Annotated in this window: 10 protein-coding genes; 5 read left to right on the top strand and 5 right to left on the bottom strand. The window is 44.7% G+C overall.

Annotated elements, in window-relative coordinates:
* Window positions 1–217 precede the first annotated feature (217 nt).
* The 3 genes from JV36_RS0108450 to JV36_RS0108440 form a co-directional block, all read right to left on the bottom strand.
* A complete protein-coding gene (locus JV36_RS0108450; RefSeq protein WP_032094485.1) occupies window positions 218–856 on the bottom strand; it encodes a transglycosylase SLT domain-containing protein in 639 nt (212 codons plus the stop codon).
* A 67-nt stretch (window positions 857–923) separates the two neighbouring features.
* A complete protein-coding gene (gshA, locus tag JV36_RS0108445) occupies window positions 924–2543 on the bottom strand; it encodes a glutamate--cysteine ligase (RefSeq protein WP_442853182.1) in 1620 nt (539 codons plus the stop codon).
* A gap of 61 nt (window positions 2544–2604) precedes the next feature.
* Window positions 2605–5448: a M16 family metallopeptidase gene (locus JV36_RS0108440; protein ID WP_442853187.1), complete on the bottom strand. Its 2844-nt coding sequence runs from the start codon at window positions 5446–5448 to the stop codon at window positions 2605–2607.
* 339 nt (window positions 5449–5787) lie between these two features.
* Between JV36_RS0108440 and JV36_RS0108435 the strand changes: the two genes are divergently transcribed.
* Genes JV36_RS0108435 through JV36_RS0108425 form a run of 3 tightly spaced genes read left to right on the top strand, consistent with a single transcriptional unit; the run spans window position 5788 to window position 8296 of the window.
* Window positions 5788–6366, top strand: coding sequence for an Hpt domain-containing protein (locus tag JV36_RS0108435; RefSeq protein WP_032094483.1), 579 nt, complete (start codon window positions 5788–5790; stop codon window positions 6364–6366).
* Window positions 6367–6375: 9 nt separating this feature from the next.
* Window positions 6376–7200 (top strand): pseudouridine synthase, encoded by an 825-nt coding sequence (locus tag JV36_RS19220; RefSeq protein ID WP_052010013.1) that lies wholly within the window; start codon window positions 6376–6378, stop codon window positions 7198–7200.
* A 1-nt stretch (window position 7201) separates the two neighbouring features.
* Window positions 7202–8296, top strand: coding sequence for a ketopantoate reductase family protein (locus tag JV36_RS0108425; RefSeq protein WP_032094482.1), 1095 nt, complete (start codon window positions 7202–7204; stop codon window positions 8294–8296).
* Window positions 8297–8314: 18 nt separating this feature from the next.
* Here JV36_RS0108425 and lysS read toward each other — a convergent pair whose 3' ends face one another.
* Both lysS and prfB read right to left on the bottom strand, forming a co-directional pair.
* Window positions 8315–9886 (bottom strand): lysine--tRNA ligase, encoded by a 1572-nt coding sequence (gene lysS / locus JV36_RS0108420; RefSeq protein WP_032094481.1) that lies wholly within the window; start codon window positions 9884–9886, stop codon window positions 8315–8317.
* Between the two features lie 23 nt (window positions 9887–9909).
* A protein-coding gene (prfB, locus tag JV36_RS0108415; RefSeq protein WP_152561495.1) for a peptide chain release factor 2 occupies window positions 9910–11008 on the bottom strand; the annotation gives its coding sequence in 2 pieces (ribosomal slippage) (window positions 9910–10932 and window positions 10934–11008; 1098 coding nt in all).
* 412 nt (window positions 11009–11420) lie between these two features.
* On the opposite strand from prfB, the gene JV36_RS0108410 reads away from it, so the two are divergent.
* Both JV36_RS0108410 and JV36_RS0108405 read left to right on the top strand, forming a co-directional pair.
* The gene (locus JV36_RS0108410) at window positions 11421–12497 is read left to right on the top strand and encodes an FAD-binding oxidoreductase (protein WP_032094584.1); all 1077 of its coding nucleotides are present in this window, start codon (window positions 11421–11423) and stop codon (window positions 12495–12497) included.
* Complete coding sequence (locus JV36_RS0108405; RefSeq protein ID WP_052010012.1) at window positions 12494–13585, top strand: fatty acid desaturase family protein; 1092 nt, start codon at window positions 12494–12496, stop codon at window positions 13583–13585. Before JV36_RS0108410 ends, JV36_RS0108405 begins: the two co-directional genes overlap by 4 nt.
* Window positions 13586–13590 lie beyond the last annotated feature (5 nt).

The raw sequence follows: 13590 nt of genomic DNA, 5'->3' as shown, positions 1-13590 counted from the left end.
CTGTTCGACGTTGGGTCAAAAAAACGGTCTTAGCTTAGCGTCGCTGAGGGGGTAGAGATAATCTACCCCCTCTTTTTTTGTTCTAATGTTTTATGATTTTGTTTTGATATATGCTGCTTATTAATACGCTAGCTCAATAGGCTAATTTCAAAGTCTAATTTCAAAGAGCATATAATAGCCCGCAGAGCGACAAGAACAAACGCATTACGAAGTAGCTTTAGCTGAATAGCTTCATAAACCAACCTTTCTGAAGATCTTCTTCACAGGTTTTTAGCTGAGTGGCATAGCGTAACGAGCGCGCTTTGACCTTTGATGCCACCTTTTTAAGCCATGGCTTTCTATCGTAGCTGCGGCGCTTATACCCGCCCCAACCTTCATGGTAATTAAGGTACTGGGCGTAAGCATCCCACTTAGACACACCATTAACCTTTTGCGATTTGTAGATAAACCAGCCCATAAAATCAATGGCATCTTCAAAGTCGTCTCTGTCTGCGCCACTGCTATCTGTTTCTCTTATGTAATCTTCCCACGTAGGCGTTTTCGCTTGTGAATAACCATACGCCGAACTCACTCTTCCCCAAGGAACCAATCCAAAGAAAACATAGTCTCTGGGAGGCAGTGCGTCGTGTCTAAAGGAGCTCTCTTGGTACATCATCGCCATGGGTATGTGAATGGGAACGCCCCATTTATCCCTTGCATCGGCAGCAGCATCATACCAATCTTCTTTTTCGTAGAAGATTTCACACAAGTTACTGCTGTTTTTCGGGGGCGTTGTGGCACACCCCGCGATTAACAGCGGAAAAAGAACGATAAGGGCTGATAAAAAAACAACCCATTTTTTGAACTTTTGGCTCATAGCGTGTCTTAATTAATGTTCTAGTAAAATGTGTGTTTCCCTGGAACCCTTTAATGCCTGACCTATGTCAGGCATTTTTTTTTGCTTGGGGTTCGGCAAAATAGTCAGTAATAAAGGTATCAAAGTCTTTTTCATCTGACGCCTCTATTTCTCGCTGTGCGTCAAAAGAGCTTTCGCCCTGTCTAACAAACTCAGCACTATCGGTAAACGTGTAGTCAAACCCTTTCATTTCGTTGCTGTATTTCTGCGCTAACTCTAACCCAAAAATACTATTGTCTTTGTCACCATCTAACAGAGACTGAAGCATTTTCCCTGAAGGGGTTAAAGCGGGGTTTTGAGTTTTAGCGTATTCGTCACTCACCGCCTTGGTGTATTGTTTTGTGTTATTCGCTTCATCAAGCAATGTGGCCGCTTGACCAAAGTATGCAAAAAGCTTTTCGCTCCATTGAGGTAAGGATACCGCGTTGCCGTTTTCTGTCAGCATTAGCTCCGGGTTTCGTCCTTCCAATACAACGCGATCCATATTTTCTTTTGCTTCATTAAGCTGTTGTTCGTCTAACGCTTCACTGGGCATCAGCAAACAGGAAAGCAGAAATACATCAAGAAAATCGAACTGTGTATCAGAGATGCCTATGGCAGAAAACGGGTTTACATCTAATGCACGTACTTCAATATAGCTAATGCCGCGCCTTACGAGAGCGTCGGTGGGTTTCTCCATTGACTCAGTAGGCTGCTTAGGACGAATAGGAGAATAAAGCTCGTTCTCAATTTGAATAATATTGTGATTGAGCTGCTGATAATTTCCGCCTTCACCTGAGGCAAATCGCTCAAAACGAGTGGAAGGTGTGCTCATCGCTTCGCGCAACAAACGAACGTAATTATCCAATTCGTTGTAGCAAATTTTTAGCGAAGACTGTTCTGCGCTGGTATAGCCTAAGTCGCTCATTCTAAGCGATGTGGCGTAAGGCATATACAGTGTACCTTTACCCACTTTTTTAAACGGAAGGCTGTATTCTTTGCCGTTTAAAAACGAGCTACACAACGCAGGAGACGCACCGTACAGATAAGGAATTAGCCAGCATAAGCGACGATAGTTTCTAATAAGGCCAAAATACTCTGCCGACGTTTGCTCTTGTGAATGAGTAGTACCGTTTTGTTTCGCCCACAGTGCCCAAAAGCTCTCTGGTAAGGAAAAGTTAAAATGAACACCCGCGATAGCCTGCATCATACTACCGTAGCGATTTTTAAGCCCGATGCGATACACACGCTTCATTTTACCCACATTAGACTCGCCAAAGTAGGCAATGGGAATTTCGGTCTCATCATCAATAAAGCAGGGCATGCTAAGCGGCCAAATTTGCTCTTCTTCAATATTATCTGCAACAAAGCGGTGAATATCTTGAAGTTGTGCAACGGTCTTTGCTGAGCTTGCCTCTGGAGGAGTAATAAACTCTAACAAAGACTCAGAAAAGTCTGTCGTGATAGATTCGTGAGTCAGGGCCGAGCCCAACGGTTTAGGATGTGGCGTTTGTGCCAACGTACCGTTTGGATTGATTCGAAGCGCCTCTCGCTCTACACCACGCTTTATGTCTTTTAACGAGGCTAAAAATTCTGGCGATTTAAGCGCCTTAACGCGCGCGTCGAAACAAGTGTTGTCTGCTGTCAAAATGGTATTCCGTGATGTCATTATTGCGCCCAGTTTAGAAGTCATGGGCGGCAATAGTGTAAATTCAAGATACGTTGGCTGTTTAGTCTAACGCTTCTCGCTTGTTGTCCTCTACCGATAATTCAACCATCGGTATATTTAATGAGCTCAGCTGTGGCAAAATCTTTGTCTTATCACCCACTACAATAATTTGCATCTTATCAGCATTCAAATATTGTTTTGCTAGCCTGTTAATAGCCGCTTTATCTATGCGGTTAATGATGTCGAGCTGCTCGTCTCGATATCCTTTTTCCAAGTCATAGCTGAGCAACTGTCGTAAAAAGCGAGCTTTGCTAGAGGGTGTTTCAAATGCCAATGCATCACTTAATGTAAAGGCATTTCGCATAAATTCAATTTCAGACTCAGTAACGCCCTTTTCTTTATACGCATTTATCTCGGCAAAAATCTCTGTAATGCCCAGTGCAGTATCCTTTGCGGTTAAATCAGTACTCACTTCAAACCAACCTAAGGTTTTTCCACCAACAAAGCCACTGCTCGCACCGTAGGTTATACCTTTATCTTCTCGTAGATTTAAATTGATCCTACTGTTAAAGGCTCCACCTAGCGGGAAATTCATAAGACGAGATTTAAAATATTCGCCTGTGGCATCAAAGGGTAATCCTCTATCCACAATATACACCACCGACTGCACCGCATCAGGACTGTGTACTACATACAGGTTTTGTTCTTCGTACTGAGGAAATTCATGGTAATCGACAAAATCATAGTCTTGCCCTTCCCAGTTATTTAAAAAGCCAAGCGCTTCCATGGTCTGCTCTGGCGTCAGGTTACCCACAACAACCATGCTGGCCTTTGCGGGTGAATAATAGCGCTCGTAAAATGCTTTTACATCATCCAAAGCAATATTGTTTACCGACGCTATAGTGCCTCCATCAGGCAAACTTACTCGATTTTCTTCCCCAAACAAAATTAAGTCTTTGGCTCTCTGCGCTAGGCTAGAGGGCGTTTTTGCCTGCTGCTGCAAGCCCTGCAGAACGCGTTCTTTCATGCGCGAGAAATCTGCTTCAGTAAATGCAGGGTTAAACAGTTTCTCTTCCATCAACGCCAGCGTGGGTTTAATATTTTTCGTCAAGGTAGACACCGACATCTGAGTGAACCTTCCACCCGTGCTAAAGCGAATTGAACTGCCTAGCTTAGCAAGTTCGTTTGCTAAGTCTTCATTACTGTAGTTTTTCGTGGTCTCATTCATCAGTAGCGCCGTAAGGTAAGCGGTGCCTGCTTTGCCTTCTGGATCTAGCAACATGCCACCGTCCATGCCTAAGGTTATGGTTACCGTTGGCGTTTCATTACTGGTTACGCCAAGTACCTTAATATCATTACGTAGCGAACGTTCCCAGTAGTCTGGCACTTTAGAAACCGGCGCAGGCCCAGCACTTGGCATAATGCTTCTATCAAACGTTGACGCTGCGCTAGCGAACGACTCATTGTCACCTTTGTGCTTATCAGAGGCTGATTGATGCTCAGGTTGTAATTGGTCATCTGGCAATGTGCGCGTGGGTCGCTCGAAAGTGGGCTCTGCTGCAGCAAGCTGAGGGCTGCCATTTGGCACAACACTTAATACAACGCTGTTGGCGTCTTTAATATAGTCGTTGTATACACGCATAATGTCGCTAGCGGTAACCGAATTGTATCGCGCAATGTCCTCTGCAATGAGATCGGGCGTGTTGTAGTAGGTTTCATTTGCAGCAAGCGCAGAGACTTTACCCGAAACACTTTGAAGCCCAAATACCGTCCTAGATTCTAACTGACCTTTCGTTCTGGCAAGGTCATCGGCGGTAACCCCTCGGGTTTCAAATTCTTTTAATGTATCGTTGAGCGCTTGTTGAAGTGTCGCTAGCGATGTCACTTTAGCGGGATTGGCTAAGGCCAATAGCTGAAACTCACAGGCTAGCTCGCGACAGGGGTGAGACACAGCGGCCTGCACCGCCATTCCTTGCTTTACCAAGTTCTTATAAAACAACGACGTTTTACCACCGCCAAGAATATTGGCCAACACATCTAAAGGCGCTTCATCAACGTGACGGGCATAAACGGTGGGGTAGGTTATTTGCAGCAGGGGCAAATGTACTTTGTCTTCTAAGGTTAAGTACCGCGTTTCATCAAGCGTCACAGGCTGAGGCTTAGCATCCGTAACCTCTGGCCCTGCGGGTATATCGCCAAAATACTTCTGAATAAGGGCTTTTGTTTTGGCCACATCAATATCGCCGCCAATGGTGAGCACTGCATTGTTTGGTCCATACCAACGTTTAAAGAATGCCTTTAAATCGTTAACGTTTACGCGGTCTAAATCTTCAACGTAGCCTATTGTTAACCATGAATAAGGGTGCCCCTCGGGATAGAGCGCTTCGCCGTTTAGCTCAAATCGAAGCCCGTAGGGCTGATTATCGACTCGTTGGGCCCTTTCGTTTTTGACGGTCTCCCGCTGGTTCTCGAACTTCTTCTGGTCTACCGCTTCAAGTAAATAGCCCATGCGATCAGATTCAAGCCACAAAACCTTTTCTAATTGATTAGCAGGTACGGTCTCAAAATAATTGGTTCTGTCTGTATTTGTTGTGCCATTTAAGTTTCCACCTGCTTCGGTGATAACCTTAAAATGCTGTTCGTCAGCAACGTGCTTTGACCCTTGAAACATCATGTGCTCAAAAAAGTGGGCGAATCCTGATTTGCCAACTTCTTCCCGCGCAGAGCCAACGTGATAAGTCACGTCTACGTGCACAAGTGGGTCTGAGTTATCTTCGTGAAGGATGACGGTTAGGCCGTTATCCAAGGTGTACTTCTCAAAAGGAATAGAAACTGAGTTTTCTTCTTGCGGTTGTTCTACCTGCACCCGTTGGCAAGCGCCAATGATTAACACTAGAAGCGCCATGCAGACGATACGGATGGAGGGATGTAGCGGCATGTTATTTCCTTTTTAACTAACAACGTTATAAACCGCGCTTTTTAAAGCGGTGTTTTTATTATTTTACAACAGGAGGAGGGCGTTGCATTTGCATTGAAGATTAACAGAATTTTTAATGCTTTACTTGTACAGGCAACGCTATGGCTGTATTAATTTGTGCGATCTTGAAATACACTATCACCACTATACGCTCTATCATCTCTGGTAATGTAAACCAGTGCCATGTTGTTTCGCTCAATGGTAGTAAAGCAATGACCAACGACGTTGGAATAACGTCGCCTTAACGTGTTGTAGAAGGATACTTGCATGGACAAGTCAACCACATTAGTCGATCTCGAATTTGGAATGTCGCAGTTAAGCGGGAACAAAAAACTCTTATTTACCCTACTCGGTAAATTTACAGATGAATACCGAAATTTAGATGCAAACTTACAAGCGCTTATGGAAAAAGAGCAGTATGACGACGCCTACTCTCTTATGCACACGCTTAAAGGTGTAACCGGTAACTTGGGCTTATTCGCACTTCACAATGACAGCAAGCAAATAGAAAGCGCAATTAGAAACGAGCAACAGCTACCCGATAATTACCCTCAATTTGTTGCATTGCTTAATGACACGGTTGCCGAAATAGACAGCGTGACTGCTGAGCCCGCTGTATCTGAAACGCAAACTAATGTGACGAATAATGTGACAAATAGCGCAGCTGCAGAGCGCGCTGAGAAACAGCTAGTGGCAGCGCTAAAAGCCAGTGAGTTTATTTCACAAACTACCCTCGATGACTGGCTAAATGCCATGAACCTTAGCGATGAAAAACGTGCAGCAATTATTGAGGCGGTGGACGAATTAGACTACGAAGAAGCTCTAGCAACCCTAGTCGTTAAGTGAAGTTAGGTAGTGCAGCACATTCCTATTATTTATCAAAACAACGGGGTTATTGTTGTCAATAAGCCCGTTGGCATTGCCATGCATACTAGGTCACCTACGCATAGCGAGCACGGTTCAAAACATTGTACAAGACTTGAAACAGAACTTGGTTCAGAACTCGATGCAGAACTTGGTTCAAAGCTTGAACCGGAGTTGGGTATAGTCGAGTTATTAAAACGGCAGTTAAATGTACCTCAATTATTTCTATGCCACCGCTTAGACACCGGCACTTCTGGCTGTTTATGCCTTACTGAAAATGAGCATTTGGCAGCAGAAATTGGTTTGCTATTCGAGACTCGCCAGGTAAGTAAGTACTACTTAGCGCTCAGTGATAAAAAGCCGAAGAAAAAGCAGGGCTTAATCATCGGCGACATGAAAAACCGACGAGGTGGTCAACACATTTTGCTAAAAACCACTGACAACCCCGCCGTCACTCAATTTTTTAGCCAGTCGGCAAAACAAGGGATCCGCGGTTTTTTATTAAAGCCCCATTCAGGTAAGACTCACCAAATTAGAGTTGCTTTAAAAAGCATAGGCGCACCTATTTTAGGGGATTCACTTTACGGCGGTAGCAGTGCCGACCGATTGTATTTGCACGCCTTTATACTTTCATTACCTTTGAAAAGCGGCACATTGACCTTTACCGCGCCTTTATTAGAGGGCGATGAATTTATCGACGAAACCGTTAAGCAGTGGCTTTTGACTATCGCAAACCCCGATAACTTTGCGTGGCCTGCACTCCCCTCTCGCTTCGCTCATAAAAGTGCACCTAACGCGGTCGGAAAGCCAAGCTGATATGACGCACTTACATATTGTGGGCAGTGGTGCTATTGGGAGTCTTTTGGCGGCGGGCGCTGAAAAGCACAAGGTGACTTATACTCGCTACCCTCGTTTTTTTTCGTCTTCGCACCGCAATGAAGCTACCAAGCGTTGTGATAAACCAACACTCTCTACATTTTTTAGCACTCCAAACAAGTCTAGCATTCCAAACGAAGCAACATGGCTTGATGGACATTCTTTTCCCCTACACGGCGCTATTGCATCACCCACAAAGATTGATGCCAACCATGTACTAATATTTCCGCTTAAAGTGTATCAACTGGAATCGGCTCTTCGCCAATGGCTACCGTTTTTACATGCCAAACCGGTTATCGTATTGCTACAAAATGGCATGGGCGGACAAGAAATAGCGCGGGCTTTACTAGGTGATGACTATCCACTGTTATTAGCGACAACGAGCCACGGTGCGTTGAAAAAGCACAGAGACGATGCACAGCAACAGCTTGTGTATACGGGCTTGGGAAGTACTACACTAGGCAGTATAAAACACCCTAACTTGTGTACGTTAGCCGACTCATTCAATGCTGACAGTCTATTGAAAACAGACAGTTTAGGGAAAACAGACAAGCTATCAAAAGCAGGCCCGTTATCAAAATCAGAGTATGAAAGCAGACAGCTGGTGAGAGCCTATACATTACTGAATAAGGCGTTGCCGCCAGTGGCACTCTCCAACAACATCCTACACGCACTTTGGAGCAAGCTTGCAGTAAACGCAGTCATAAACCCACTAACTGCCCTTAATAATGTCCCAAACCTTGCTATTTGTGATGAGAGCTACAGCGAACTGATACACGATATCTGCCAAGAATTTGTTGCAGTAGCTCGAGCTTGCGGTGAGCACTTTGACCTTAGTGAAGTTAAAGACAAGGTAATGCAGGTAGCAAAGGCGACGGGCAGTAATTTTTCCAGTATGCATCAAGATGTACAGTATAAACGTGAAACTGAGATAGACGCGATCAACGGCTATATTGTGTCTATGGCAAAGAAAAAGGGTATTAGCGTTCCCACCAATACCCTTCTTGTAGAGCGCGTGAAAGCGCTCCTTGTCTAGCTTTTTTATTCGGTTATTTTACTCGGCTTTTGAGTCTTTTGCCTCAGCGTCGTTGCCTGCTTGAGGCTTCATGTGAGGGAACAAAATAACATCTTTGATAGTTGAGCTGTCGGTAAACAACATGGCTAATCTGTCGATGCCAATACCTTCACCCGCTGTAGGCGGTAAGCCATACTCAAGGGCGCGAATGTAATCGTCATCAAAATGCATAGCTTCATCGTCGCCAGCGTCTTTTTCTACCACTTGCTTAGCAAAACGTTCCGCTTGATCTTCTGGGTCGTTAAGCTCACTGAAACCGTTGGCCAATTCACGACCACCAACGAAGAACTCAAAGCGGTCAGTAATAAACGGGTTATTATCGTTGCGACGGGCTAACGGAGAAACTTCCCATGGATATTCGGTAATAAACGTTGGTTGCTCAAGCTTCTCTTCTGCAGTAGCTTCAAAGATTTCGCAAAGGTATTTACCTGCGCCCCAAATTCCATCCACTTCAGGCTCTTTAATATGCAGCTGCTTTGCCATGGCTTTAAGTGCATCAAGGTTAGCTTCTGGGTCGCGGATAGCCGCTTCATTGGCATCAGGCCAGTATTTCAGAATTGCATCACCCATGCTTAAGCGCTCAAAAGGCTGGCCAAAGTCGTACTGAACTTCACTGGTTACGTTGCCATCAGTGTCTTTTGTAGTATTGGTGATAATGCTAGTGCCAAGGATATCTTCAGCCAAGGTGCGAAGCATATCTTCCGTAAGATTCATCAAATCGTTGTAATCAGCGTAGGCTTGATAAAACTCAAGCATAGTGAACTCTGGATTATGACGAGTTGATAAACCTTCGTTACGGAAGTTGCGGTTGATTTCGAACACACGTTCAAAACCGCCTACCACTAAGCGCTTCAAGTAAAGCTCAGGGGCAATACGCAAATACATATCAATATCTAATGCATTGTGGTGCGTAACGAAAGGCTTCGCAGTAGCGCCGCCTGGAATAACCTGCAGCATTGGCGTTTCTACTTCTAAGTAGTCGCGCTTAGTTAGATAATTGCGAATACCATTCACAATTTTGCTGCGGATCATAAAGGTTTTACGGGTTTGCTCACTGGTGATCAAATCCACATAGCGCTGACGATACTTGGTTTCCTGGTCGCTTAAACCATGAAACTTCTCAGGCAATGGGCGCAGTGCTTTAGTCAATAGCTCGTATTCGGCCATGTTAACGTATAAGTCGCCTTTGCCAGATTTGTGCAAATCACCGGCAACACCAATAATATCGCCAATATCTAACGCACCGTATTTGGCTTTAAGCACTTTCTGCGTTTCTTTATCAGCATAGGCCTGAATACGTCCAGTCATGTCTTGAAGCAACATGAATGGACCGCGTTTCGCCATAATACGTCCGGCAATGCTTACTTTATTACCCTGCTCTTGCAGCGTTTCTTTATCGAATTCACCGAACTTAGCTTGTAATTCGTCGGCGTAATTTTCGCGACGGAAGCTGTTAGGGAAACCGTTTGCACGGCACTGCTCACGAATAGCGCTTAACTTAGCACGGCGTTCTGCAATCAATTTGTTATCGTCAGTTTGTTGGTCAGTCATAACCTTTCACTTCGTTGTTCGGTCTACAGCCCAGATTTCAGGCTAGCTACAATGAATTTATCCAAATCGCCATCAAGGACAACCTGGGTGTTGCGTGTTTCAACGCCAGTACGCAAATCTTTTATGCGAGAATCGTCTAATACGTAAGACCGTATTTGGCTCCCCCACCCGATATCTGACTTACTGTCTTCCATCGCTTGTTTTTCAACGTTTTGCTTTTGCAGTTCAAACTCATAGAGTTTCGCTTTCAACTGCTTCATGGCTTGATCTTTGTTTTTGTGCTGCGAGCGATCGTTCTGGCACTGCACCACAATTCCGGTGGGCTCATGGGTAATACGCACAGCGGAGTCCGTTCGGTTTACGTGCTGTCCACCGGCACCTGATGCTCGGTAAGTATCAATACGCAAATCGGAAGGATTGATATCGATATCAATATCGTCGTCAACTTCAGGGTATACAAACGCCGAAGAAAACGAGGTGTGTCTTCTATTGCCAGAGTCAAATGGCGACTTTCGAACAAGGCGATGAACACCTGTTTCGGTACGCAGCCAGCCAAAGGCATACTCACCTTGAATGCGTAATGTCGCACTTTTTATGCCGGCAACATCACCGTCTGATACTTCGATAAGTTCGGTTTTAAAACCGTGAGCTTCACCCCAGCGAAGATACATGCGCAGCAGCATATTCGCCCAATCCTGAGCTTCCGTACCGCCTGACCCAGATTGAATATCAATGTAGCAATCGTTGGCATCGTTTGGTCCGGAAAACATACGGCGAAACTCAAGTTTCTCTAGCGCCTCAATTAAACTATTCAGTTCATTTTGCGCTTCTTCGAATGTCTCTTCGTCTTCGGCTTCTACGGCAAGTTCAACCAAACCTTCAACATCTTCGGTGCCTTGGTCTAAATTGTGAATGGTTTCCACAATTTGCTCTAAGGCTACCTTTTCTTTTCCCAGTGCTTGCGCTCTGTCTGGTTCATTCCACACATCTGGGTTTTCAAGTTCTCGACTTACTTCTTCTAAACGCTCTGACTTCGCATCAAAGTCAAAGATACCCCCTAAGCGCGTCGGTGCGCTCGCGGATATCTTTTATCGCATTAGTAACCGGGTTAATTTCAAACATAGTCCGCTTATTAATTAAAAATTAAGACCGCGGATACTACCGAATTTAGAGCAATTTTGATAGAGGCTGCAGTAAATAAGACTCAATTTAGACAGCCTATTTTACCAGCCCTTTTTGACTTAATTGCGCTTGTCGTGTTTGAACATTTAATAATCGCCCTCTTGCTTTTTATTTTTTTAAGCTTACACTTGTGCGCTGACTGAGCGTACAAGTGTAAGCCAAAGGTTTTACATATCTTTGGTGATAGTAAAAACGCTATCCGTACCTATTTTTGAAGGCTCCCAGAGAGCCAATACAAAAGCCAATAAAAGAGCAAAGAGTAAACATCGCAGTGAAAACATTAATAAATAAGGCCGCAGCCGTTTTCTTCCACCACGCTACGTGGGCAGGATATTGGGAAACGGTTTTTCAAATGGTGAATCCATCATGGCGGGACGGGTATTATCAGGCTCGCGTAAAATCAGCAACTACGCTAAATGCCACGACGGTGCAGCTTGTACTTGCGCCACAAAAGCGCTGGCCAAAACACACCGCTGGTCAACATATTGCGCTTACCATAGAAGTAAACGGCAAGTTAGTCACTCGGGTATTTACCATCGCCAGCGGCCAAAAGAGCCGACAGGATAAAGGCACTATTCGATTGGTGATACGGGTTAAGAAAGACGGTGCGCTAACGCCATATTTGGACGCCCTTTTATCAAAAACGGCATCAAAAGTGTCAGTGAATATTTCTGCGCCAATGGGCAACTTTGTTATGCCAAACACTGTTATAACAAACGCAGCGCTTTTAAATAAGCCTGAGACCTCTTCATTAGAACAAGCAGCACCTGAACAAATCAAACCCGTTGTAATGATAGCTGGCGGCTCGGGCATTACGCCTTTCATCGCTATGCTAGAAGATCTAAACAGTGCAAGTAGCGATAATCTGCAAAGTCGGCCTGTTCACTTATTGTATTTCGCTAAAGAGAATGAGCATCTACTCACACAAGAGCTTGCTGAATATAAGCGCCTAAATACTTACTTCACCTACGAATTACTGTGTCGCCAAAAAGATGGCGGGGTGGAACAGCTTTTGGCTAGCCACACTGATGCACACTGGATGGTATGCGGCCCGAAGTCTCTTTATGATGAAGTGGCAAATACATATGCGAATCTTCCCCGTGCTAATGATGTGTCATTAGATAGCGAACATTTTGCCGCATTTCCCGTGGCAACTGCGCAAGCCAGTGGTGAAAAAGCCTTTTTCTCTTTAAGCCATAACGGAAGCTCTCTTTTAGTAGATAACCAGCAAACGCTATTAACACAACTTCAGCAAGCTAACCGACCTGTTACCTACGGATGCGGCATGGGCATTTGTCACCAATGCCAGTGCGTAAAAAAACGTGGCGTGGTTCGAGATACTCGAACCGGCGCGCTATCAGATAACGCCGAGCAGCTAATTCAACTTTGTGTATCTCAAGCCGTTACCGATTTGGAGCTTCAAGCATGATTAGGACAATTAATACAAACACCGTAAATAGCAATACAAAGATACCTGACTATACCAAACTTGCCATTCAGCTTGATGCCGTTAAAACCGACGTAAAAAGTAAAATTGGCAGTGAAGATGCCGCCTACATTAGACGGGTAATATTGGCCCAGCGTGCGTGTGAATGGACCGGCAGAATACTGCTTATGTTAGGGTTTATACAACCACTGCTGTGGGTAGTAGGTGTGCTGAGTTTAGCCACAGCTAAAATTTTAGATAATATGGAAATTGGTCACAATGTTATGCACGGCCAGTACGACTGGATGAACGATAAGCACATCAACTCCAAAGCCTATGAGTGGGATATTGCCTGTGACGGCTCTAGCTGGAATCGTGTGCATAATTACGAACACCACACCTATACCAATATTATTGGCAAAGACAGAGACTTTGGTTATGGCTTACTGCGCTTGTCGAATGACTTTCGCTGGCGCGTAAAAAATCTTTGGCAGTTCGTTACCTACGTAATGCTTAGCGTCATGTTTCAATGGGGGGTGTCGTATCATGAGATGGCGGCAGAGCGCGTATTTTTTGGTAAGAAAAAAGACAACCGCAAAAATCAATTATCACATGCTGAGTTAAAGCGTCGCTTCTTTAGCAAAGGGGCCCGTCAATTAGTTAAAGACTATGTGTTATTCCCTTTACTCGCTGGCCCATTCTTTCTTTACGTTTTCACCGGTAACTTGGTGGCCAACTTACTAAGGAATTTATGGACATCTACCATCATATTCTGCGGGCATTTTACGGGGGATGTGCAAACCTTTAGCGCTGAAGACTGTATTGATGAAACCCAAGGGCAATGGTACTACCGACAAGGGCTTGGTTCGTCCAACATAAAAGGCGGCAAGTTATTTCACGTACTTACCGGCCACTTGAGCTTTCAGATAGAGCACCATCTGTTTCCAGATATTCCCGCACGCCGCTACAAAGAAATGGCACCCCGGGTACAAGCCATTTTCAAAGAGCACGGCATGCATTACAACACTGGCGGATTTTTTAAGCAGTATGTCAGCGTGCTAAAACGCATTGTTCGCTATTCATTTCCGTAAAACAG

It is taken from the genome of Alteromonas sp. LOR (assembly GCF_000753865.1).
Classification (GTDB): domain Bacteria; phylum Pseudomonadota; class Gammaproteobacteria; order Enterobacterales; family Alteromonadaceae; genus Alteromonas.
This window is presented reverse-complemented; position numbering and strand designations above follow the sequence as displayed.